The 22,893-nt window shown below is 64.7% G+C and carries 22 protein-coding genes and 2 tRNA genes; 13 read left to right on the forward strand and 11 right to left on the reverse strand.

Translation table 11 applies throughout. The features are described from left to right. Window positions 1-100: 100 nt before the first annotated feature. Window positions 101-1,321, forward strand: a complete 1,221-nt coding sequence (locus AB3X95_RS05695; protein WP_176366064.1) for a CaiB/BaiF CoA-transferase family protein — start codon at window positions 101-103, stop codon at window positions 1,319-1,321. A gap of 18 nt (window positions 1,322-1,339) precedes the next feature. On the opposite strand, the gene AB3X95_RS05700 is transcribed toward AB3X95_RS05695, so the two are convergent. Together AB3X95_RS05700 and ggt are read right to left on the reverse strand one after the other, a co-directional pair. Further along, on the reverse strand, window positions 1,340-1,900 hold the full coding sequence (locus tag AB3X95_RS05700) for an alpha/beta hydrolase (RefSeq protein ID WP_176366065.1): 561 nt from the start codon (window positions 1,898-1,900) through the stop codon (window positions 1,340-1,342). 54 nt (window positions 1,901-1,954) lie between these two features. Continuing rightward, complete coding sequence (gene ggt, locus AB3X95_RS05705; RefSeq protein WP_368620874.1) at window positions 1,955-3,772, reverse strand: gamma-glutamyltransferase; 1,818 nt, start codon at window positions 3,770-3,772, stop codon at window positions 1,955-1,957. A 348-nt stretch (window positions 3,773-4,120) separates the two neighbouring features. On the opposite strand from ggt, the gene AB3X95_RS05710 reads away from it, so the two are divergent. Both AB3X95_RS05710 and AB3X95_RS05715 read left to right on the forward strand, forming a co-directional pair. Further along, entirely contained in the window at window positions 4,121-5,845 is a 1,725-nt protein-coding gene (locus tag AB3X95_RS05710; protein WP_368620875.1) for a glutamine--tRNA ligase/YqeY domain fusion protein, read from the forward strand. A 179-nt stretch (window positions 5,846-6,024) separates the two neighbouring features. Beyond that, the gene (locus AB3X95_RS05715; RefSeq protein ID WP_176366068.1) at window positions 6,025-6,939 is read left to right on the forward strand and encodes a transporter substrate-binding domain-containing protein; all 915 of its coding nucleotides are present in this window, start codon (window positions 6,025-6,027) and stop codon (window positions 6,937-6,939) included. Window positions 6,940-6,955: 16 nt separating this feature from the next. Here the strand turns inward: AB3X95_RS05715 and AB3X95_RS05720 are convergent, their stop codons facing one another. From AB3X95_RS05720 to AB3X95_RS05740, 5 genes are all read right to left on the reverse strand, one after another. Next, entirely contained in the window at window positions 6,956-7,405 is a 450-nt protein-coding gene (locus AB3X95_RS05720; RefSeq protein WP_176124128.1) for an NUDIX hydrolase, read from the reverse strand. Further along, window positions 7,402-7,785, reverse strand: a complete 384-nt coding sequence (locus tag AB3X95_RS05725) for a hypothetical protein (RefSeq protein ID WP_176124129.1) — start codon at window positions 7,783-7,785, stop codon at window positions 7,402-7,404. The genes AB3X95_RS05720 and AB3X95_RS05725 overlap by 4 nt, the downstream gene beginning before the upstream one ends. A gap of 121 nt (window positions 7,786-7,906) precedes the next feature. Continuing rightward, a complete protein-coding gene (locus tag AB3X95_RS05730; protein ID WP_368620876.1) occupies window positions 7,907-9,472 on the reverse strand; it encodes a methyl-accepting chemotaxis protein in 1,566 nt (521 codons plus the stop codon). Window positions 9,473-9,658: 186 nt separating this feature from the next. Beyond that, window positions 9,659-9,735: transfer RNA gene (locus AB3X95_RS05735), tRNA-Arg, on the reverse strand. 119 nt (window positions 9,736-9,854) lie between these two features. Beyond that, complete coding sequence (locus AB3X95_RS05740) at window positions 9,855-10,685, reverse strand: undecaprenyl-diphosphate phosphatase (RefSeq protein WP_176105554.1); 831 nt, start codon at window positions 10,683-10,685, stop codon at window positions 9,855-9,857. 588 nt (window positions 10,686-11,273) lie between these two features. Here AB3X95_RS05740 and AB3X95_RS05745 point away from each other — a divergent pair. The 5 genes from AB3X95_RS05745 to AB3X95_RS05765 all read left to right on the forward strand — a co-directional run bounded on the left by AB3X95_RS05745 (window position 11,274) and on the right by AB3X95_RS05765 (window position 16,232). Then, window positions 11,274-12,182: an aldose epimerase gene (locus tag AB3X95_RS05745; RefSeq protein ID WP_368620877.1), complete on the forward strand. Its 909-nt coding sequence runs from the start codon at window positions 11,274-11,276 to the stop codon at window positions 12,180-12,182. Window positions 12,183-12,334: 152 nt separating this feature from the next. Further along, window positions 12,335-13,066, forward strand: coding sequence for a peptidoglycan DD-metalloendopeptidase family protein (locus AB3X95_RS05750; RefSeq protein WP_368620878.1), 732 nt, complete (start codon window positions 12,335-12,337; stop codon window positions 13,064-13,066). A 97-nt stretch (window positions 13,067-13,163) separates the two neighbouring features. Beyond that, window positions 13,164-13,490, forward strand: a complete 327-nt coding sequence (locus tag AB3X95_RS05755) for a hypothetical protein (protein WP_368620879.1) — start codon at window positions 13,164-13,166, stop codon at window positions 13,488-13,490. A gap of 994 nt (window positions 13,491-14,484) precedes the next feature. Further along, window positions 14,485-14,793 carry a DUF2288 domain-containing protein gene (locus tag AB3X95_RS05760; protein ID WP_176366072.1) on the forward strand — a complete coding sequence of 103 codons (309 nt, stop codon included), beginning with the start codon at window positions 14,485-14,487 and terminating at the stop codon, window positions 14,791-14,793. Between the two features lie 71 nt (window positions 14,794-14,864). Beyond that, a complete protein-coding gene (locus AB3X95_RS05765; RefSeq protein ID WP_368621099.1) occupies window positions 14,865-16,232 on the forward strand; it encodes an MATE family efflux transporter in 1,368 nt (455 codons plus the stop codon). Between the two features lie 223 nt (window positions 16,233-16,455). Here the strand turns inward: AB3X95_RS05765 and AB3X95_RS05770 are convergent, their stop codons facing one another. After that, on the reverse strand, window positions 16,456-16,623 hold the full coding sequence (locus tag AB3X95_RS05770) for a hypothetical protein (protein ID WP_013089993.1): 168 nt from the start codon (window positions 16,621-16,623) through the stop codon (window positions 16,456-16,458). A gap of 180 nt (window positions 16,624-16,803) precedes the next feature. Between AB3X95_RS05770 and AB3X95_RS05775 the strand changes: the two genes are divergently transcribed. From AB3X95_RS05775 to AB3X95_RS05785, 3 genes are all read left to right on the forward strand, one after another. Continuing rightward, complete coding sequence (locus tag AB3X95_RS05775; RefSeq protein WP_176105550.1) at window positions 16,804-16,980, forward strand: hypothetical protein; 177 nt, start codon at window positions 16,804-16,806, stop codon at window positions 16,978-16,980. Window positions 16,981-17,375: 395 nt separating this feature from the next. Next, the gene (locus tag AB3X95_RS05780; RefSeq protein ID WP_176105549.1) at window positions 17,376-17,534 is read left to right on the forward strand and encodes a DUF3309 family protein; all 159 of its coding nucleotides are present in this window, start codon (window positions 17,376-17,378) and stop codon (window positions 17,532-17,534) included. A gap of 70 nt (window positions 17,535-17,604) precedes the next feature. Next, window positions 17,605-17,681 (forward strand) — tRNA-Pro (locus tag AB3X95_RS05785). Between the two features lie 233 nt (window positions 17,682-17,914). Here AB3X95_RS05785 and AB3X95_RS05790 read toward each other — a convergent pair. Next, window positions 17,915-18,331 (reverse strand): DUF4279 domain-containing protein, encoded by a 417-nt coding sequence (locus AB3X95_RS05790; RefSeq protein ID WP_368620880.1) that lies wholly within the window; start codon window positions 18,329-18,331, stop codon window positions 17,915-17,917. Window positions 18,332-18,341: 10 nt separating this feature from the next. Beyond that, window positions 18,342-19,118, reverse strand: coding sequence for a hypothetical protein (locus tag AB3X95_RS05795; RefSeq protein WP_368620881.1), 777 nt, complete (start codon window positions 19,116-19,118; stop codon window positions 18,342-18,344). 539 nt (window positions 19,119-19,657) lie between these two features. On the opposite strand from AB3X95_RS05795, the gene AB3X95_RS05800 reads away from it, so the two are divergent. Both AB3X95_RS05800 and AB3X95_RS05805 read left to right on the forward strand, forming a co-directional pair. After that, window positions 19,658-20,116: a histidine phosphatase family protein gene (locus AB3X95_RS05800; protein ID WP_176124133.1), complete on the forward strand. Its 459-nt coding sequence runs from the start codon at window positions 19,658-19,660 to the stop codon at window positions 20,114-20,116. A 155-nt stretch (window positions 20,117-20,271) separates the two neighbouring features. Beyond that, complete coding sequence (locus AB3X95_RS05805) at window positions 20,272-21,084, forward strand: GNAT family N-acetyltransferase (protein WP_013089997.1); 813 nt, start codon at window positions 20,272-20,274, stop codon at window positions 21,082-21,084. 96 nt (window positions 21,085-21,180) lie between these two features. Here AB3X95_RS05805 and ppx read toward each other — a convergent pair whose 3' ends face one another. Then, window positions 21,181-22,833 carry an exopolyphosphatase gene (gene ppx, locus AB3X95_RS05810; protein WP_368620882.1) on the reverse strand — a complete coding sequence of 551 codons (1,653 nt, stop codon included), beginning with the start codon at window positions 22,831-22,833 and terminating at the stop codon, window positions 21,181-21,183. Window positions 22,834-22,893: the final 60 nt, after the last annotated feature.

Consider the following 22,893-nt stretch of genomic DNA (forward strand, 5'->3'; position numbering starts at 1 on the left):
CGAGCGGGAATCGCTTAAGATGACTTCCACGAAACTTCGCGCGAAATGGCGCATGGCGGCTCGCCGCGCGGCCCGCAACCATCAGGAGACATTCAGGAACATGGGCGCTCTCAGTCACATCCGCGTGCTGGATCTCACCCGCGTGCTCGCCGGTCCGTGGTGCGCGCAGACGCTCGCCGATTTCGGCGCCGACGTCATCAAGATCGAACGCCCCGAGGTCGGCGACGACACGCGCCACTGGGGGCCGCCGTATCTGCGGACGCCGGACGGGGCGGACACGCGCGAAGCCGCCTACTATCTCGCGGCGAACCGCAACAAGCGCTCGGTCACGCTCGACATCGCGTCGCCCGAGGGCCAGAGGATCGTGCGCGAACTGGCAGCGCAAAGCGACGTCGTGCTCGAAAACTACAAGGTCGGCCAGTTGAAGAAATACGGCCTCGACTACGAATCGCTCAAAGCGGTGAAGCCCGACCTGATCTACTGCTCGGTCACGGGCTTCGGGCAAACCGGGCCGTATGCGCAGCGCGCCGGTTATGACTTTATCGTGCAGGGCATCGGCGGCTTCATGAGCATTACCGGTGAGCGCGACGGCCAGCCGGGCGGCGGCCCGCAGAAGGCCGGCGTCGCGATCGCCGACCTGATGACCGGCATGTACTCGACGATCGCCGTGCTGACCGCGCTCACGCACCGCGAGCGCACGGGCGAAGGCCAGTACATCGACATGGCGCTGCTCGACGTGCAGGTCGCGATGCTCGCCAACATGAACTCGAACTACCTCGCGAGCGGCCAGCCGCCGGTGCGCTGGGGCAACGCGCATCCGAACATCGTGCCCTACCAGACCTTCCAGACGAGCGATGGCTGGATCATCGTCGCGGTCGGCAATGACGGACAGTTCCGCAAGTTCGTCGAGGTGGGCGGCCGCCCTGAACTCGCCGACGACGATCGTTTCGCGACCAACCCCGCGCGCGTGCGCAACCGCGAACTGCTCGTGCCGATGCTCGCGGACATGGTCCGTCTGCAGGGCAAGCTGCAATGGATCGCGGCGCTCGAAGCGGCCGGCGTGCCGTGCGGGCCGATCAATAACCTCGACGAAGTGTTCGACAACGAGCAGGTGGTCGCGCGCGGTCTTCAGGTGGCTCTGCCGCATCCGTCGGGCGGCACGGTCAAGCTCGTGCGCAATCCGATCAACATGACCGGCACGCCGCCGCAGGCGCTGAGCCATCCGCCGCTGCTCGGCGAGCATACCGAGCTTGTGCTGCGCGACCTGCTCGGATACGACGCGCAGACGATTGCGGAGTTGAAGCGAAAAGCGGTGATCTGACCAACGAGGCGGCGAGACTCAGCGCGCACCCGTTAGCGAAGCCAGCCAGCCCCGCCCCTCGTCCCAATCGCCGAGGCCGCTATCGGCGTTGATGTGGCCGCGCGCGCCGATGCCGATCCAGCGGCTGCCCCACGCGCTCGCGCAGGTTTGTGAAAACGGCACGCCGCCATACGGATCGTCGCTGCTCGCCACGACGATCGTCGCAAACGGCAGGCGCTCGAGCGGCACCGGCGCAAAGCCGGTCGCGTCCCGCGGGAATTGCGCTTCGGCCGGATCGGGCACGGCGACCAGCAGCGCGCCGGCCACTTTCGCGAGTTGCGCCGCGCTCGCGTACTGCGAGGCCCAGAACGCCGTGGTCAGACAGCCGAGACTGTGAGCGGCGAACACGACCGGCGCGTCCAAGGAATCGAGCGTGGCGGCCAGCGTGCGGCACCAGGCGTCGCGCGAAGGGTGGTCCCAGTCCGGCATCCGCACGCGGACGAACGCGGGATCGAGCGCTTGCCAGCGCGTTTGCCAGTGGCCTGGGCCGGAGTCCAGATAGCCCGGCAGTACTAGTTTGGTTGGTTGTTGTTCGGTCATCGTGCTTCCCGTGTTCGGCTTATGGCCCGCTCGCGGGATAGCGCGGCGGGGCGTCTACCGTATCACGCGTGCCACGCCGGCACCACGGGGATCGCTCGCTGGCTCGGGCGTCGCGCCGTTCACGCGGATCATCTGCACGTCGCCGTTGAACGGCTGCTGCTCGACCGTATAGCCGAGCTCCTTCAATTGCGTGGCGAGCTCATCCGGCGCGGGATGGTACGGCTCGAAGTAGATCGCCTTTTGCGGCAGCAGCTGATGATGGAAACGCATTGCGGCGAGCGCGTCCGTCGGCGACATCTCGAAGTCGGACAGATTCGTCATCACCTGGAAGATCGTCGTCAGGATGCGCGAGCCGCCGGGCGTGCCGATCGCCAGCGCGATCTTGCCGTCCTTCAGCAGCAGCGTGGGCGTCATCGACGAAATCGGGCGGCGGCCCGGCGCGATCATGTTCGGTTCGGCATCGGCATCGGCATCGGCGGCGCCGGATGCCGAGGCCGCGCCCGACGCGCCTGTCGCCCCGGCGCCGGCCGGCTTGATCAGGAAATCGTCCATCGCATCGTTCAGCAGGAACCCGCCGCCGTCCACCACGACGCCCGAGCCGAAATCGCCGTTCAGCGTGTAGCTGTTCGACACCGCGTTGCCCCACTTGTCGACCACCGAGAAATGCGTGGTTTGCGCCTTCTCCGTCGCCGCGGCGCCGTCGACGCCGGGCTTCTCCGGGGCCGCTCCGGGCGCTTCGCCGGTTTTGACTTCGGCCGCGCGCTGCGCGAGGTAGGCGTCGTCGATCAGCTTCGCGACCGGTACCGGCGATGCGTCCGGGTCGCCGATATAGCGCTGCCGGTCAGCGAATACCCGATCCTCGATCTGCGCGATCAGATGGATGTACGGCGCCGAATTCAACGCGAGACCGTCGAACCCCGGCTGCAGAGCGGCCCGCATTTTCAGCAACTGGATCAGCCCGATGCCGCCCGAACTCGGCGGTGGCGCGGTGATCACGCGGTAGCCGTGCCAGTCGGCCGCGAGCGGCTCGCGCCAGAGTGCCTTGTACTGGCTCAGATCCTGGCTCGTGATCAGGCCGTGGCCGTACATCTGCGCGGCGATCATTTGAGCGGTGCGGCCCTCGTAGAGCTCGCGACCGCCATCGCTCGCGATTCGCCCAAGCGTCTGCGCGAGTTCCGGCTGGCGCAGCGTCGCGCCCGCTTTCAGGTTGCCGAAATAGGCGTCGAAATTGGTCTTGCCGGCGAAACTTTTCGCGGCCGCGTCGCGTCGCTGCTGCAGGCGCGGGCTGACCTGGAAGCCGTCGGTCGCGTAATGGATCGCGGGCGCGAGCACCTGCTTCCATTTGAGCTTGCCAAAGCGCCGCTGCGCTTGCCACATACCATCGACAGTGCCCGGCACGGCCGCCGCGCGATGACCGACCGTGCTCATGCCAGGCACCACGTTGCCCTTGTCGTCGAGGTACATGTCGCGGTTCGCCTGCTGCGGCGCGCGCTCGCGATAATCGAGAAAATACGGCTTGCCGTCGACCAGCAGCGTCATGAAACCGCCGCCGCCGAGGTTGCCCGCATCGGGCCGCGTGACGGCGAGCGTGAAGGCCATCGCGACCGCGGCATCGACCGCGTTGCCGCCTTCGGCGAAGATCTGCTGCGCGGTTTCGGCGCTGTAGCCGTCCGGCGCGGCGACGGCCGCCCCATCGAGCGCCGGCTTCGGCGGCGGTGTTTTCGCAGCGGCGGACAGCGGCGCAGCCACGTTCACGGCCAGCGCGGCAAACCAGGCCGAAGCGAGCACGCGACGAGTACGGCAAGAAGATCGGGCGCCAGCCAAAGCGCGGGCAAAAGGCGCGCGAAACGCGCCGTGCATCGGGATAGACATCCGAGAGAACTCCGGCAACGAGGCGAGCATGGCGCACGAGCAGAGGAGCCTCGTGCAAGCGATGAAGGACAGCGTGGACAGCTCACGCAGCCTGCCCCGCGCGAAGGCCCAGCGCGGGTGCGCGGGCCGCGCGCAGCAGCGCATCCTAAGTCGGCGCGGCGCGCGGCGCCAACCCGTTTTACCTCCTGTTACAGCCCCGCGCGCCTGCCTCGGTGACTGCGGCATCCGCGCCAGACCCGCCCCGCCGTTGGCTGCACGCCGCAAGCGCCTGCCGCGAGCGGGCTCGTCAGGTAGAATTGACGGCTAAGCGGGCGCATCACGCGCCCCCACGGACTCTCATCTTCTCGCATGAATACCGAACGCAAAGACGCTGACCGCAACGACGCGCCCGCGGCATCCAATTTCATCCGCAACATCATCGACGACGACAACCGCACCGGCAAATGGAGCCAGCGCGTCGAAACGCGCTTCCCGCCGGAGCCGAACGGCTATCTGCACATCGGTCACGCGAAGAGCATCTGCCTGAACTTCGGCGTCGCGCGCAGCTACGGCGGCGTGTGCCATCTGCGCTTCGACGACACCAATCCGGAGAAGGAAAGCGTCGAGTACGTCGAGTCGATCATCGACTCGGTGCGCTGGCTCGGCTTCGAATGGGAAAAGGACCGCACCGAGCATCTGTACTACGCGAGCGACTACTACGCCAAGCTGTACGAGTTCGCCGAGCTGCTGATCCAGCGCGGCAAGGCGTACGTGGATAGCCAGTCGGCCGAGGAAATGCGCGCGAACCGCGGCTCGGCCACCGAAGTCGGCACGCCGTCGCGTTTCCGCGAGCGTTCGGTCGAGGAAAACCTCGACCTGTTCCGCCGCATGAAGGCGGGCGAGTTCAAGGAAGGCGAGCACGTGCTGCGCGCGAAGATCGACATGTCGTCGCCGAACTTCAACATGCGCGACCCGGTCATCTATCGCATCCGCTTCGCGCATCACTACCGTACCGGCGACACCTGGTGCGTGTACCCGATGTACGACTACACGCACTGCATCTCGGACGCGCTCGAAAACATCACGCATTCGCTGTGCACACTCGAATTCGAAGATCACCGTCCGCTGTACGACTGGATCCTGAACGAGCTCGCCGAAGCCGGCATCTTCAAGCGTCCGTTGCCGCAGCAAATCGAGTTTTCGCGCCTGAACCTGACCTATGCGATCACCAGCAAGCGCAAGCTGCTGCAACTCGTCAACGAAGGCCATGTGGAAGGCTGGGACGACCCGCGCATGCCGACCATCGTCGGCGTGCGCCGGCGCGGTTTCACGCCCGAATCGATCCAGCTGTTCTGCGAGCGCATCGGCGTGACCAAGGTCGACTCGTGGATCGACATGAGCGTCTTTGAAGGCGCGCTGCGCGACGATCTCGACGAGAAGGCGCCGCGCATCGCCGCCGTGCTCGATCCGGTCAAGCTGATTATCGACAACTTCCCCGAACGCCTCACCGAGCCGTGCCACGCCCCGGTGCATCCGCATCATCCGGAACAGGGCGTGCGCGAGTTTCCGATTTCTCGCGAGCTGTGGATCGAGCGCGAGGATTTCACGGAAACGCCGCCGAAGGGCTACTTCCGCCTGTTCCCGGGCAACAAGGTGCGCCTGCGCTATGGCTACGTGATCGAATGCACGCACGCAGACAAGGACGAGAACGGCAACATCGTCGCGGTGCACTGCAACTACTTCCCGGACAGCAAATCGGGCACCGAAGGCGCGAACAATTACAAGGTCAAGGGCAACATCCACTGGGTCAGCGCGGCGGCCGCGTGCCCGGCCGAAGTGCGCATCTACGACCGGCTCTTCAAGGAAGCGCAACCGGACGCCGGCGGGCGCGATTTCCTCGAAGCGCTGAATCCGGACTCGAAGCGCGTGGTCCAGGCCTACCTCGAAACCGGCGCGCGCCACGCGCTGCCGGAGCAGCGCTACCAGTTCGAGCGCCACGGCTACTTCGTTGCCGATCGCGTCGATTCGAAGCCGGGTAAGCCCGTATTCAACCGCATCGTCAGTCTGCGCGACAGTTGGGGCAAGCCGGCCTGAGCTCGCGTCAGCGACGGCCCGGCGCTGACGGGCCATCCGGGTTGCAGGGTGTTAGATCGATAATCACAGCGCGCTCGCCTGGGCGCGCCGGTCCGGGAGGCCCGATGAAGGTTGCAGGCCGCTGCGGGGAAGGGTCTGAAGGTATGGTTCGGGGCGGACGGGGCCCGCGCGGCTCAGGCATGCCGCATCTCGTGCGCGGCATGCACCGCGTGCTGCTTGCGCTGGCCGCCTGCGGCGTGGTCGCGTTCGCCGGCCCCGCACGCGCGGATGAACTGACCGGCACGCTGAGAAAGATCCACGACGACGGCGTCGTCGTACTCGGCGTGCGCGAGGCATCGATCCCGTTCTCGTACTTCGACGGCAAGCGCACGGTCGGCTACTCGCAGGCAATCGCGATGCAGATCGTCGATGAAATCAGGAAGACGCTCGGCATGCCGCAGTTGCGGGTTCACGAAATCACGGTGACTTCGTCGAACCGCACGCCGATGCTGCTGAACAATCAGATCGATCTCGAATGCGGCTCGACCACGCACACGGTCGAGCGCGAAAACGTCGCCGCGTTTTCGGACAGCTTGTTCCAGTACGCGGTGCGCATGATCACGCGCAAGAACAGCGGCATCACCGACTTCCCCGATCTGGCCGGCAAGCCGGTCGTGACGACCGCGGGCACGTCCGACGAGCGCCTGCTGCGCAGCCTCAACACCGAGAAGCAGCTGAACATGCGCATCATGAGCGTGCGCGACCATCAGGAAGCCTTCAACGCGATGAAGAACGGCCACGCGGTGGCGTTCGTGATGGACGAGCCGATCGTCTACGGTTTCAAGGCGACCGACCCGCATCCCGACGATTTCATCGTGACGGGCACGCCGCTCGGCTACGAGGTGTATGCGTGCATGTTCCGCAAGGGCGACGAGCCGTTCCGGGCGCTCGTGAATCGCGTGATCGTGCGCTCGCAGACGTCCGGCGACGCGGAGCGTCTGTACCGGCAGTGGTTCACGCAGCCGATTCCGCCGCGCGGCATCAATGTCCATTTCCCGCTGTCGGAGCAGAACCGCGCGTTGTTCGCGCATCCTAACGACCACGCGCTCGATTGAACGCGGCGCGCGCCCTCTATAGCGACCGGTGCAGTTCCGCGAGCGACAGCGTCGTCTCGAAGAGCCGCGTCAGACTCCGGCTCGCATAGTGCGGGACTTCTTCGATCGACGCCCAGCGGTAGTCGTCCATTTCCGGGATCAGCGTGCCGTCCGAGCGGCGCGGAAATAGCGACGTGCAGGTGCACGTGCTCAGATCGAGTTCGCCGGCACTCGCGCGCGCCGCGAACAGATGCAGGTCCTTGTCGCGCCGATAGACGAACAGGCCGAGATCCTTCAGGCGGCCAGGCTCGAGCGCGATGCCGGTCTCCTCGGCCATCTCGCGCAGCGCGGTGACGTGCGGCGCCTCGCCGTCCTCGCCCTGCCCTTTTGGAATATCCCAGTGCGTCGTTTCGGTGGCGTGCGCGAGCAGCACGCGCCCGTCGGGATCGAGCAGCACGACCCCGCACGAGACGATTCGCGGGCTCATCGCTTCTGCAGTTGCCAGGCGCCGCCTACCTTGCAGAAGTTCGGACGCAGGTTCATCGATTGCCCTTTCGCATTGAGTACGACGCCGAGGATGCGGCAAGTGCGCCCGCCGTCGGTCGAGGTGCTGTCCATCGTGATGGTCGCGTCGATCTTCACGCTATTGCCGGTGCCGTCGTTGACCCACGTAAAGCTGTCGCCGTCCTTTCTGTCATTGAGCGCGCTCATGACCGCGTGCTTGATCGAGTCGTTGTCGCGCTGCTTCATGTAGGTGATCGGCGTGTCGTTCAGAAAGGCCAGGTTCGCCCCTTGCGCGCCGATCGCCGCGCCGAGCAGCAGGCCTGCGGCACCAAGGCGGAACAGCACACGGGTTCGCGTCGACATGTGGGACTCTCCTTGAAGTGCGCACGGCGCGCACGGGCGCACGCGGTTTTTGGGCTTTTGATCCTGACCTCAAAAGCATAGCATGCGCACTTCTGCAGGCAGCACGCCATCGACGCGGCCATCAACGCGCGGCGGCCGCCCCCTGCAGGCGGAACGTGCTGACGACGTCGCGCAGCATCTGCGCCTGCTCCTGCATCGACTGCGCGGCGGCCGCCGCCTGCTCGACCATCGCCGCGTTCTGCTGCGTGGTCTCGTCCATCTGCGCGATCGCGAGATTGACCTGCTGGATGCCGCGGCTCTGCTCGTCCGACGCGGCGGAAATCTCGCTGATGATGTCGGTCACGCGCTTCACCGCATCGACGAGCGAGTTCATCGTGCCGCCCGCTTTCTCGACGAGCGCCTTGCCGCTGCCGACGCGCGCGACCGAATCCTCGATCAGCGTCTTGATCTCCTTGGCCGCGTCGGCGCTGCGGCGCGCGAGATTGCGCACCTCGCCCGCGACGACCGCGAAGCCGCGACCCTCCTCACCGGCGCGCGCGGCTTCGACGGCCGCGTTCAGCGCGAGGATGTTGGTCTGAAACGCGATGCTCTCGATCACGCCGATGATATCGACGACGCGCGCCGAACTCGCCGCGATGCTCTGCATATTCGCGACGACGTGCTGCACGGCTTCGCCGCCCTCGCCCGCGAGCTGCGACGCGGAGTGCGCCATGCGGTTGGCCTGCAGCGCGTTGTCGGCGTTCTGCTTGACGGTCGCCGTCAGCTGCTCCATGCTCGCGGCCGTTTCGCCGAGCGACGACGCCTGCTGTTCCGTGCGTGCCGACAGATCGAGATTGCCCGCGGCGATCTCTTCCGCCGCGACCGTGATCGTTTCGGTGCCGCCGCGAATACGCCTGATCGCGTCGGCGAGGCGGCTTTGCATGCGCTGCATCGCGAACAGCATGCTTTCCTGATCGTTGCCGGCCAGTGTGACGGGGCACGATAGATCGCCGTCGGCGATCGTCTCCGCGACGCGCGCCGCATAGGCGGGCTCGCCGCCGAGACTGCGCTTGACGTTGCGGATGATCAGCACGAGCGCGATGGTGCTGACGCTGCCGATCATGAGGATCGTCAGCAGATAGCGCAGCAGGTCGGCGCGGAACGCCGCGTCGATGTCGTTCACGTAGACGCCCGAAATCAGATACCAGTCCCACGCGGCAAAGCGCTTGACGAAGCTGATCTTCGGCACGTGCTCGTTGTGGCCGGCAAGGCGTCCCATGTAATCGACGAAGCCCTGCCCCTGCGCCTGCGCAACCTTGACCATTTCGACGAACAGCAGCTTGCCGTCGGTGTCCGCGTAGTGCGACACGTCCTTGTTGCGCAGATCGGCGAGCACTGGATGCATGATCACGACCGGCGTCGCGGTCGTCACGATCATGTAGCCGCTGCCAGGGTAGCGCATCGCGGACAGGCGGGCGAGCGCCTGCTGGCGCGCCTCATCGGGCGTCAGCTCGTGTTGGTCGGCGCGCTGCGCGTAGTCGGCGACGATGCCGTACGCGCTCTCGACGACGTTCTGCACCGCCGACTTGCGCTCGGCCAGCATCGTCGCGCGCGACTGCCACGCGGCCCAGCCGCCGAGGCCGAGCAGGCCGAGCCACGTGATCAGCAACGCGAGCCAGAGTTTGGTGTTGAGGCTGAGTCGGTTCACGCTGATTCCTCCATCGCGGCGCGTCAAACGGTTCTGTCGAACTAACGGCGTCGCGCGCGATTTCCTGAGTCGGGAAACACCCGAAGCAAGCTCGGCGTCGCGTTCAATGATCCGCGCGAGGGGCGAAAAGACAGCAAAAAGACAAAAAGGGTTACAGGCGCGCGGCCTGTAACCCTTCGATGATTCTGGTACGGCAGGAGGGGCTCGAACCCCCGACCCTCGGCTTAGAAGGCCGATGCTCTATCCAGCTGAGCTACTGCCGTATGGATCGCTATTCGCATGAAACCGGCACTCGCGGCGAGCCGCCCGATTTCGCACAAACTAAAATTTTAACTGACCTGCAAGCAACCGGGCCCGGATTATAACCGATCGCCCGCCGCCCTCAGACCGGCTGCGGATGCAGCATGAACCAGCCGAGGAACACGATTCCCGCGATCGCGCAGTACAAACCGAACGACGCGAGACGCCCGCGGCCCTCGAAGTAGCGCATCAGGAAACGCACGCTCAGGTACGCGGCGATCGCGGTCAGCACGCCGCCGAGCGCCGCGTCGGCGAGCTGGCTCGGCGCGTGGAGCAGCTTTGGCAGTTCGAGTACGCCAGCCGCGAAAATGATCGGCGTGCCGAGCAAAAACGAAAACTCGGCGGCTTTCTCGGTGGTGAGGCCGGCCGCATTGCCGGCGATCATCGTCAGGCCGCTGCGCGAGAAGCCCGGAATCAGCGCGCCGATCTGCGCGAGGCCGACGAAGAACGCCTGGCGGAACGTCAGCTTTTCCGGCGCCCGATGTGCGCGCGCGCGTTGCAGGCGATCGCCGAACCACAGCAGCACGCCATTTACGATCAACGCAAACGCGACGATTCGCAGATCGTGAAAAATCGCCTCGAGGCGCTTTTCCAGCACGAGACCGACGAGACCCGCCGGAATCGTACCGATGATCAGCGCCCACATCATGTGACCGTCGTCGTTGCGGCGGCCACCGAGCGACGCGAAGAAACCGCGCACCAGCGCGTACCAGCGCGCGCGGAAGTACCACAGCAGCGCGAACGCGGTGCCTAGATGCAGAGCGACGAGGAACGGCAGCAACTGCGGCGCATGCTTGTCGATGTGCATGTCGAACAGGGCGGGCACGAGCAGCGTGTGGCCAAGGCTGCTCACCGGAAACAGTTCGGTCACGCCTTGCAGCACGCTCAGAAAAATCAGAAACGACAGGTTCACGCGGCGGTCCTTGTAAGGAAAATGTCGGGGAACTGCGCCGCACAAAAGGAAAGCCGGCGCGTCAAAAGGCGCACCGATTATGCCTGGCTGCACAGTCAGCGCCAAGCGGTTAGGCCACATTCGGATAGATATTGACGCGCCGCGTCACAACTCGACACGGTTGTTACGCGAGGGCAAGGTAGCGAGCAGCGGATTCGTCGCGCGCGTACTGCGAACGCAGAGGAATGAACGGAGCGGGATCAGCGCTTGAGCGAGTGGAAGAAGTAGTACGTGCTAGCCGTGAATATGCCGAACAAAGAAACGGCCATTGCCATTGCGAGATCCATGATGCCTCCTGAGCCGATTCGCCCGGGAGTCGGATAGACCGGACGCTCAGACGGATTATCAATAGGATTCGCCCTTTTCCGACACCCGCAATTTCCCGGGAAGGGTTTCCCCGTAGCGCAAAGCAGCGCAAAATCGCGGTTTCACCACGGGTGACGCAGTCGCGGCGAGTGGCGCAAAACGCCGCTTCAATGCGGATCGCGTCGGCCGACGCAGCCGACCGCTTTGGACGACCCTCAACCTCTATCTGGCTAACTACTGACCATGCCCCTCTCCCCGGAACAGGACATTCTCGAGATCGCCCAAGACGCCTCCGTGCTCCGCTTTTCGCCGCAAGCCGGCGGCCGCCTGCTGTCGTGGACGATCGACGGCGAAGAGGTGATCCACTGGCCCGAGCACGCCGACTGGAGGGTGCCCGCGCGGATTCGCGGCGGCAATCCGCTGCTGTTTCCGTTTCTCGGCCGTCACTTCGTCGACGGCAAGATCGGCTATTGGCGTGACGCGCATGGCACCGTGCGCGAGATGCCGATGCACGGTTTCGCGCGCGACCTGCCGTTCGAGCCCCACGCCGACGTGCACGGCGCCGGCCTGCGCATGGTTCTGACCGACAGCAAAGCGACCCGCGCCGTCTATCCGTTCGGCTTTCGCTTCGAGGCCGCTTACGAACTGATCGATCCGCGCACGCTCGACGTGACGCTGACCACCACCAATACAGGCCACACGCGCCTGCCCTACTACGCCGGCCATCACTTCTACTTCACGGTGCCGCACACGCAGCGCGCGCAGACGACGCTCGAGCTGCCGCGCACCGAGCGCTGCCGCCAGCTCGGGGATGGCTCGATCAGCCCCGCCGAGCCTGGCGAAGCGAGCTACACGCTCGACGAAGACCGCATCTACGACCGCTTCCATTGCCTGAGCGGCACGCCCGATCGACCGGTGCGGGTCGAGGCGCCGAGCATCAATCGCGTGATTACCATCGATCTGCAGCGGCCCGGCTCGGTGCCCTGGTACTCGGTCACGACGTGGACTGAAACGCCGCAGTCGGACTTCTACTGCGTGGAGCCGTGGCTCGGGCTGCCGGATGCGATCCATAACGGCCGCGGTTTGCGCTGGCTCGAGCCGGGACAAACCGAGACGGCGACCCTGCGCATTAGCGTCGAGAAGACCAGCTGATACGCCGACGGCGGCGGCGAGCCGCTCGAAGCGGCCGCCCGCCCCCTCGCCCCCTCGCCGGGGGGCGCAACACAAAACCGTTAGAATCGAACGCTTTGTCTGTCTGTGCCGCGTGATCGGGATCGGCGCGCGGCAGCGCTTTGCGAGGTCCAATGCTGGAAACGACAAGAATCAAACGACTCGGTTGCGCGGCGTTGTTCGCGCTGCTCGCCGCGTGCGGGTCGGCGCCAGTGGCGCCGGGCTACTACCGGGTCGAACGGGGCGACACGCTGTCGAAAATCGCGCGCGGCAACCGGCAGTCGGTGCAAAACATCGCGCGCTGGAACAACCTGACCAATCCGGACAACATCGAGGTCGGCCAGGTGCTGCGTGTCGCGCCACCGAGCGGAACGGCGTCGACGAGCGGCGCAATCCGTAGCGGCGGCGGCGGTGGTGGTGGCAGCAGCAGCGGCAGCGCGAGCGCGTCGGCCGCGCCGCGGCCCGCGCCGGCGGACACTGCGCCGGCCACCGCACCCGCGCCGATTTCGCTGGTCTGGCCGGCCGACGGCACCGTATTCCGCCGTTTCGACGGCGGCAACTCGAAGGGGATCGATATTTCCGCGGCGGCCGGCACACCGATCGTCGCGGCGGCGCCCGGCACCGTGGTCTACGCAGGCAACGGTCTGCGCGGCTACGGCAATCTTTTGATCCTCAAGCACAACGCCGACTATCTGACCGCTTACGCGCATAACCGCGCGCTGTTCGTGAAGGAAGGCGAATCGGTCAAACGCGGCCAGAAAATCGCCGAAATGGGTGACACCGATACCGATCGCGTGATGCTGCATTTCGAGCTGCGCTACCGGGGCCGCTCGATCGATCCGTCGAAGGAACTGCCGCCGCGCTAGGCGGCGACGAGAGCGGGAACCCACCGTGCTTTGAACGCTCAATTCGAAGCGGCGTGGCTGCGCGGCACGCCCTTCCGTTATTTGCAAGGAATCTGAAATGAAAAGCCCATTGGCGCGCGTCGCGACGGCCGCAACGATCAGTCTCGGCCTCCTGACGCTCGGCGGCCTCGGCGGCTGCGCGACCACGACCACGATGACCTATCTGCCGAGCGGCGACACGGGTTTCGCGATCAACTGCAGCGGCAGCGACGCGAGCACGAGCTGGGCCGAGTGCTACAAGCGCGCGGGCGAAACCTGCGGCAACTACGGATACGACGTGGTGTCGAAAGACGTCGACAACGGCGCGACGTCCGGCGGCACGATCGGCGGGATTTTCGGCGCGAATGTGAAAAACCGTTCGATGGTCATTCGCTGCAAGCAGTAAAGGAGGCACACCGTGCGGTGCGCGCGGCCGCCCAGCGAGATAGCGTCACCGCTTAGGGGCGTCGCCGGCGTCCCGAGCGCGGATCGATGCGAGCGGCGAAACGCAGCAGCAACGCGAGCGCGATCATCCATGCGCCGACAAAGGTGATCACCCCGGTCATGAGCGCCGCGCCGAAAAAAATAATCGGCCATCATCGGCCATGTGTGTGAATTCGCGGTGAAGATCGCCGCAGTGGTTAAACACTCGCGTAAATCCGGTCAAAAAAAAGCCCGGCACGAAGCCGGGCTAACGGGGGTTCGGCGCATATCGGCAAAGGACCGGTTCACCATGCGCCAGAACGAAATCTAACAATCTGCATTTACAAGCGCAATCCAATAATTTTGCGGTCAATGTTACACGGCGTACGGATTACGCAATCCGTGAATCGGAAATGTCGGAATGAAACCGGCTAAATGCGCCGCAGCCGGGATACGCAACCCGCCAGGTCATTCAAACTGGATTCCCCGAGGCTCGCACCAATCAATGTTCCTGGCCGATCGAAGAAAATCCCTGCAAAACAGCAGAGGAAAGACATCTGTCCGAATAACACTAACTCGTTCGCCAATAAACCGTTTTCGCTTGCGAATATAAACTTGGTGCGGAAACGCACGTAACGCATCGATTGGTCGCGCCAACACTTTCGAATAATCCCCGATATTTCCTCACAACAAATTCGCGAATAGCGAAAGATTTAACATCAACAAGTCCACCGACAATCGTGAAACCGCATTCAAACTCGCGTTTCAAGTTTGAATATTCGGACGATTAATCGGACGCTGATTGGCGGCAAGGCTCGTGCGCCGTCGTCGTTGAATCCGCCGGCATCCAGGTTCAGAATCCGACTCAGTCCGGCGATGCATTAAAAGACCGCTCGGCGCGTTGTGGAAGCTCGCCACGAGGCCCGACGGTCTGCGCCAATGGTTTATAGTGACGGCCCCGTCCGACCCCGCCTACGATGACTTCCAACGACGCCCCCCAAAGCCCCCTGTACGCGAAGCTGCTCGGCGAAACCGCCAAGATCGGCTGGAGCGAACTCGAACGTTTCTTTGCGCGCGGCATGCTGCTGCACGTCGCGCGCGACCTTGATCTCGTGAGCGTCGCCGAAGCGATCGCCAACGACGACACCACCCAGGTCGCCCAATGGTTGTCTTCCGGCCTCGTCGAGCGCGTGCAGTCGGAGACGGCCGCCGATTTCGCCGCGCGCGACCCCGAGCTGTGGGCGGTCGTCGTCTCGCCGTGGGTGTGCGTGCAGGAGCGCTCTTGAGCGACGCGAGGACGTCCGATGCCGGGACGTCCGATCCCGGGACGCCCGACGCCGGGAGCCCCGACGCCGGCATGCCCCCCGCCGAGCCTTCCGAAACCGCCGGGCATTCGGCCAGCGCGCCTGCCCTGCCGGTGCGCTGGCATCGCCGGGTGCTCGCGCTCGCGTTCCCGATCGTCCTCGCGAATCTGACGCAGCCGATCCTCGGCGCGGTCGATACCGCCGTCGCTGGTCATCTGGACAGCGCCTCGTACCTCGGCGGCGTCGCGCTCGGCGGCCTCTTCTTTAACTTCGTGTTCTGGGGCTTCGGCTTCCTGCGCATGGGCACCACCGGCCTCGTCGCGCAGGCGCACGGCGCGGGCCATGGCGACGAGCTGCGCAACAGCGTCGTGCGCGCGCTGCTGATGGCGGCTGCGATCGGCGCGCTGGTGCTGCTCGTGCAGCAACCGCTGATCGACTACGCGCTGCGAGCGATCGGCGGCAGCGACGCCGTGCAGCGGCACGCGCAGGTTTATTGCCACGCGCGGATCTGGGCCGCGCCGCTCGCGCTCGGCAACTACGTGGTGCTGGGCTGGCTTCTCGGCACGCAGCGGGTGCGGCTCGCGTTGCTGTCGCAGGTGTTCATCAACAGCGTGAACATCGTCGCGGTGCTGCTGTACGTGTACGCGTTTCATTGGGGCGTGGCTGGCATCGGCGCGGCTACCGCGACTGCCGACGCGCTCGGCTTCGTGCTCGGCCTCGCGCTGCTATGGCACGGCAGGCCGCGCGGCCTGCCCGCGCTGAATCGCGCCGCCTTGTTCGACGCCGCCGCGCTGAAGCGGCTCGTCGTGCTGAATCGCGACATTTTCGTGCGCACGCTGTGCCTGCTGTCGTCGTTCGGCTGGTTTGCGCATCTCGGCGCGCGGCAAGGCGACGCGACGCTCGCCGCGAACGCATTGCTGCTCAATTTCCAGACCTTCATGGCGTACGGGCTCGACGGTTTCGCGCATGCGGCCGAGGCGCTGGTAGGCGCGGCGATCGGCGCGCGCGATCGTCACGCGTTCGCGCAGGCGGTCGAGGTCACCGCGCTATGGTCGGCGCTCGGCGCGATCGGCTTTTCGTTCGTGTACTGGGGCGCGGGCGCATGGATCATCGAGCGGCTCACCGATCAGGCCGCCGTGCGCGCCGCAGCCGAAACCTATCTGCCGTGGGCGGCGCTGTCGCCGGTCATTTCGGTGTGGGGCTTCCTGCTCGACGGCGTGTTCATCGGCGCGACGCGCACGCGCGAACTGATGATGGCGATGGTGGTGTCGCTCGTGGTGTTCGTGGCGGCATCGTGGGCACTGCTCGCGTGGCACGGCAATCACGGGCTGTGGATCGCGCTGCTGATCTTCATGGCCACGCGCGGCGCGACGCTCGCGCGTTACCTGCCGGGCGTGTCGCGAGGGATTGCGGCGGCGTAGTAGCGCGGTGGGCCGCGCTCCGTTGGCTGTTCGGCGGACGACGGAACGTTACGGCTTGAAACAAGCGCATACATATCGCATAACGAGCGCGCGTCCTAGAATATTTTCAGCCCGTGCTCTCCGCGCGAACAGTCGGCACGGGTCAGAAGTGCCGGCGTGCCCGCGCCGGCGCTTCGCTTTTCCCACCCCGCCCTTTCCCGATCTTTTTCGCTTCGACGAGCGCTCACTTTGCGACGGGCGCGGGCACCATCGCGGGCGGCCGATCGTCGGTGGGCACGCCGTGGTAGTCGGCGGGATCATGTGGCGGGCTGCCGCGATGCGCGGACGGATTGTCCGCACAGCCGGCGACGCCGGCGCACAACAGCAAGGCAACAGTCAGAACGCGGGTCATTTTGCAATCTTCTCCGGGACAAATAGGATGGCGGACGTCCGCCGGCGCGCCGAGAGTCTACCCGCAAAGCGCGTTCCGCGACGCCATCACGCCGGCTCGTGCCGCGGTCGTTCCATTTCGTGAGATTTCGCCAGACCTGCGCTACTATGGGTTCATGGCTGAACCTACCGGGAGACTGCCATGGACGGTGAATCGATCGCGGGCCTGGTCGGGCTCGCCATAGGCCTGATCGTGCTGGTGGCGTTGTCGATTTTCGAATCGCGGGCCTACCGGCGAGAACACGACGGCGAGGGCATGCTGCATCACTGGACGCATCAGCATCTGCATATGCCGCATTGGAGGCGTCCACGGCATTGACGCGGGTGATCTTCGAACTCGGATCGAGTCCCTCTAACCGGGGCACCGGCACATCGCAGTGCCTCAGTTGCGCGTCCGCTCGGTGATGCGCTGACCGGCGTTGCGGCGCATGCATGCGCCGCGCGCGTCGTCGTCCGCTGCACGTGCGCAATCCCTTGTCAGTTCCTTGGACATACCTACATCAAACGGTGACGCTACGCGCGCCGCTCCCTCCTTTTTGCACCTTCGTCCAAGGCCTCGCCGCATCGATCTTCATCGGTGATTGGCACATGCCTTGCGGGTTCCGATCCAACAACAGGCGCGCGATACGCGCGTCGATTGTCGCGGCGCGCATGCGCCAAACCAGCGTGACGATGCGGCCAGCGATTTCGCTGCCCTTCGAAAAGGAGAACGCCATGACCGTCGGAACCATCCTGCTAATCGTGCTCATCCTGCTGTTGATCGGCGCATTGCCAAGCTGGCCGTATAGCAGTGGCTGGGGCTACCGACCGACTGGGCTCGTCGGCGTCGTGCTGATCGTCGTGATCATTCTGCTGTTGATGGGGCGTATATAGCTCACCGCCGAGCCAGCGCAAGCCAAGGCATTGACGCTCCTGTCCGTACCCCCTATACTCTCGGATTCGTCGGAGCGTAGCGCAGCCTGGTAGCGCATCTGATTTGGGATCAGAGGGTCGAAGGTTCGAATCCTTTCGCTCCGACCATTGGAATCAAGCACTTAGCCCAGCCTTAACCGGCTGGGCTTTTTGCTTTCTGGGTCCGTCCAGGCGCTGTGTAGGCAAATTCGACCAACGCGAATCGGCCTTCTCGCGATCCCTCGCCTAAAATCTGCTATCAAAAGCTATCATTTTCGCCAGCCGCGTTGTTTTCGGCGCGGGCAGCGTTAAGGCGCGGCCTTGCTGCATACGAGGATCGGCTTGTGCATTCGAGCGAGGCTCTATCGATATTCATCAATCTCAACGGTGCCGCCCATGGCTTCCATCATGGTGCGAATATCGTCGGGCACATCAGGCACGCGGTCGCCCCTCTCGTTGTCCCAATAACAGAAGAAGCGCATCTGTGCGCCCTTGTCTGCGAGTAGCTGGCGCAGGTCATCTCGCGGCAAATTCAGGCGATCAATAAGGTAGAGGAGGTGCGGTTCCAGCGAGTCGCTATGAACGGCGGCTTTGCTTCTCACCCCCCATACGCCGGTACGCCCCGGCACGCTACTCAATCGCCCCGACGGAGTCAAAAACCGCTTCCCCTTGACTATCGCCGTGTCCGGCGAAACGCCGAAATATCTGGTCCAAACATCGGGATCCAAATCATCCCCGGCTATCGAAAATGATGCATGTGCGAGTTGATGTACGTTCATCGTATGAAGATCAGTTTGCATAGTCGTGCATATTGCCGATGATGTTTTTTCCAGATTCAACGTCCCCACTATCGTGCCAAATGACATTGTCATCGCCTCGCAGCTTGAGATCATATTTCATCGCATGAATCATGTCGCCAAACGTGTCGCGGTCATATCCCAGCATTTTCGCCGCGTAGTTCGGATTGTTCGTGCTCGCCGCGAGTTCTTCTGTATCGTCGCTGAGGGCCTCTGGCTGATAGTCGAACGGCCGCGCATCGTCAAGCAGCGTTGATGCGACTCTATTGCCCGCTCTGGCTGCGCGCGCAGCGTTCAGCCGGGCTTGCCAGGTGGCCGGATCATACTGGACGGACAGAATGGGTTCGCCGTCCGGGTGACTGCCGGTCCTCGCTATGGGAGCCCTTAACGGCGTACTGCTGTAGGCTGACGGAAACAGGCCATTGCGCGGACCTTTAATGGCAAGCAGGTTACCCCGGCGAACCTCTTCGAAAAGAGCAAGGATGACCCACCAGCCTTCGGTGTCGGGGTTACGGTCCCGCACGTTATGAAAAAACAGCCAGTGACTGTCAAGGAGATTCCTGACAAGCTTCCGGTCCTGCTCCCACTTCCTGTGATTTAGTTCGGCAATCTCAAGAAATTCCCGGGTCTCCGCCCTGGCCTTCGGAAGGTCTGCGGCCTTGCCGAGGGACGCCTTATAGCGCCATTCGTCGCAGATGACATAACAGGCACCCGGTGGCCGCTGGCAGAACAGTTCCACGGAGTGCATCTCAAATACGGACAGGGACATAGGTGTGTCGTTGGTCTATCTGAAGTCGCTGCCGGGGTTGGCAGCATTCAGATAATTACCGTGCGACAGGCAGTCCGTACATGGGCGACCGCCCAAAATCTCTTCAGCTTTCGATGAGACAGAAAAAAGCGTTGTCCACCGGCACATGAGCCTGAACGGAGTGTCGAAGGACGCGTTTCCGCCCGATATTGAACCCGATACGATCTGAATCGTACGCCGCTTAACAGCGAATGCCTGAGGGTGACGGATCATAACCGGATGATCATCAAGTTGGACGAAACAGAGCGAGTTCGCTCAGGCTCGTTTCGGTCTTGGAAAGTGCCTTTTAGAACCTTCGCTCAGGTACCGCCTCGCGCTTCGCGCCGGCGGCGGCGCTTTGCCGGGCGTCCTGTTCGTGCGGGTCACCGACAGCCGATCCATCAGGCACTCGCCTTGCAAACCATCATCCGTGCATGCGACAGTGCTTGCGCGCGTACCTCGTTGCGAAGCCGCGCAAACCCGCCGCAACGCCATCTCAAGCCGCTCAAAAGGAGACTCCCATGGACCTGATCCTCTGGCGTCATGCCGAAGCAGAAGATGTCGCCGCGAGCGATCTCTCGCGCGCGCTCACCACGCGCGGCCGCAAGCAGGCGCAGAACGCCGCGAAATGGCTGCGCGCCCGCCTACCCGAGGACGCGGTCGTCCTCGCGAGCCCCGCCGTGCGCACGATCCAGACCGCCGAGACGTTGAGCGACCAGTATCGCGTCGTGCGCGAACTCGCGCCGAACGCGAGCGCGAACGATGTCCTCGAAGCGGCCGGCTGGCCCGGCGGCATCGCGCAGACCGTGGTGATCGTCGGCCATCAACCGACGCTCGGCCACGTCGCCGCGCAACTGCTCGGCGACAGCCGCGCGAGCTGGCCGCTGAAAAAAGCGGGCATCTGGTGGATCGAGAGCCGCGAGCGCCACGGCGAAGAGGAGGCAGTGTTGCGCGCCGCCATCAGTCCCGATCTGATCTGAGCGCACGCGTCGCGCGACGCGTCCGACTTGACAGGCACACACGCGAGGGCTTACGGGCAGTCATCCAATCGTCACAGCTTTGCCATGCGAGCGTCACCGCGCGTTACTACATTGGCGAAAAAAGAAATCCTCCCTCTTTTCGACCAGGACAGCCAATGCGAGAACTGCCGACGCCCACCCTGCCCTTCGCCTCGCTTTTCGAACCGCGCCGTCTGCCGCGCGCCGAGGAAACGGTTACCGCGCAGCATCGCCTGCAAGTGTCGTGGGCGCGTACCGACGAAGAGCTGCGTGAAGCGCAGCGTCTACGCTATCGCGTCTTCGCCGACGAAATGGGCGCGCGCTTGAGCGGCCCCGCCGGCCTCGACGTCGATGCCTTCGATTCGTACTGCGATCATTTGCTGGTACGCGATCTCGACACGTTGAAAGTAGTCGGCACGTATCGCGCATTGCCGCCGCATCAGGCCGCGCGCATCGGCCGTCTGTATGCGGAAAGCGAGTTCGACGTGTCGCGTCTCACGCATCTGCGCGCAAAGATGGTCGAGGTCGGCCGCTCGTGCGTGCATCCCGACTACCGCAGCGGCTCGGTGATCATGTCGCTGTGGGCAGGGCTCGGCGCGTACATGAAGCACAACGGCTACGAGACGATGCTCGGCTGCGCGAGCGTCGCGATGGCCGACGGCGGCCACTATGCGGCGAACCTGTATTGCTCGCTGCGCGACAACGCGCTGACCGCGCCCGAATATCGCGCGTTCCCGCATACGCCGCTGCCGGTCGACGACCTGCAGACCGGCGCCGCCGTCGCGCCGCCGCCGCTCGTGAAGGGCTACTTGCGACTCGGCGCGAAGATTTGCGGCGCACCGGCCTGGGACCCCGACTTCAATACCGCGGACTTCCTGACGCTGTTCCGCCTGTCCGATATCAACGCCCGCTACGCGCGACACTTCCTCGGCGATGCGTTGCCGCGCTAAGCTGCATCACCTCGGAAGCGAAAAAGCCCTGCATTTGCAGGGCTTTTTTGTGCACGCACACGCCGCGGATCGAAGCGTGCGCCGATCGGCGCCGCGTCAATCGTCCGTATAAACCACGCGATACGGAATCCCGACTTTCTCCCACTCCGCTGCTTCCTGGATCAGGCTGTAGTCCGTCAACGGATTGTTGGCGACCCACTCGTTCGGCAAACGCACCTCGTAACCGCCGTTCGCCTGAGCAACCGTGATACCCGGCAGGCCGACGTCCGCGCGTCGACGGCACAGCAACGCCGCGAGCCGCAGGCAGAACAGCAGCGGCCATTCGACGTCGCGCGTCTGCGACAGCTTGCCGAGCTTGCCCGCGTGGCCGAGCACGAGCGCGGCGAGGCGCGCCTGATCGGTGCGCGAAAAGCCCGGCATGTCGGCGTTGCTTGCGATATACGCCGAATGCTTGTGATAAGCGCTATGCGAGATCGACAGCCCGATTTCGTGCAGCGACGCCGCCCAGCTGATGAACATGCGGTTTTCCGCGCGGCGTTCTTCGTCCGGTTCGATGAACTGGTCGTAGAGGCTCGTCGACAGATCGCTGATACGCCCGGCCTGCGCACGATCGACGCCATAGCGGCGCATGAAGCCCCCGACCGTCACCGTACGCATGTCCTCGTGCTGCGAACGGCCGAGCAGGTCGTACATGACGCCGAGACGCAGCGCGCCGTCGGTGGTGTCGACATAGTCGACGCCCAGTTCGTCGAACACCGCGATCATGATCGACAGGCCGCCCGCGAGCACCGGCACGCGGTCGCTCTTCAGCGCGATCAGTTTCAGCCGGTTGACGTTTTCGGCCTTGATCAGCGCGCGCTTGAGCCGCTCGAGGCCGCCGCGCGAAATGCCGTGCGTGACGCCGGCATCGTTGAAATTGTTCGCCTCGACCAGCTCGGCGAGCGCGCGGGCGGTGCCCGACGAGCCGATCGCCTGCTCCCAGCCGGTCTTCTTGTATTCGGCGGAAATGATCTGGATTTCGCGGCGCGCGGCGAGCTCGGCCTGGCGCATCGTGTATTCGTCGACGTTGCCGGCCGGAAAAAACGTACGGCTATGGCTCACGCAGCCGATATACAGGCTCTCCATCTTGATCGGCGTGTAGTGCGAGCCGATGATGAATTCCGTCGAACCGCCGCCGATATCGACGACGAGCCGCTTGCCCGCGCTCGCCGGCACCGAGTGCGCGGCGCCTGCATAAATCAGGCGCGCTTCCTCGCGCCCCGCGATCACTTCGATCGGAAAACCGAGCGCCGCCTGCGCTTCGCCGAGAAACTCGCCCGCATTCTTCGCGATGCGCAGCGTATTGGTCGCGACCGCGCGCACGTGGTCGGGGTGAAAATCGCGCAGACGCTCGCCGAAGCGCTTCAGCGCATCCCAGCCACGCACCTGCGAGGCGCGATCGAGCATTTTGTCGCTCGATAGCCCGGCCGCGAGCCGCACCGGCTCGCGCAAGGCGTCGACCTGATAGATCTGGCTGCCCGCGTCGGTTTCCTCGACCCGGCCCACGATGAGCCGGAAGCTGTTCGAACCGAGATCCACGGCGGCGAGGAGATGAGGGATAGTGACCATCGGGTAAGCGTACTCCATGCGCGCGAGCGCGGCGGCGGCGGCCGCGGGCGTGGCGGCGGACGCCGGCAGCGCCACGCGCCTGCCCGGCGCCTTCGACGCATGATGCGTGTCGCGGCCGGCCGCACTGTTCAAAGACGCCATTCTAAGCGTAGCAGCCTTCACGGTGTCACCTCGCGGCGCAGGGAGTTCGGTATCGTCGCA

The organism is Paraburkholderia sp. BR13444, from assembly GCF_040948755.1.
GTDB lineage: Bacteria > Pseudomonadota > Gammaproteobacteria > Burkholderiales > Burkholderiaceae > Paraburkholderia > Paraburkholderia youngii.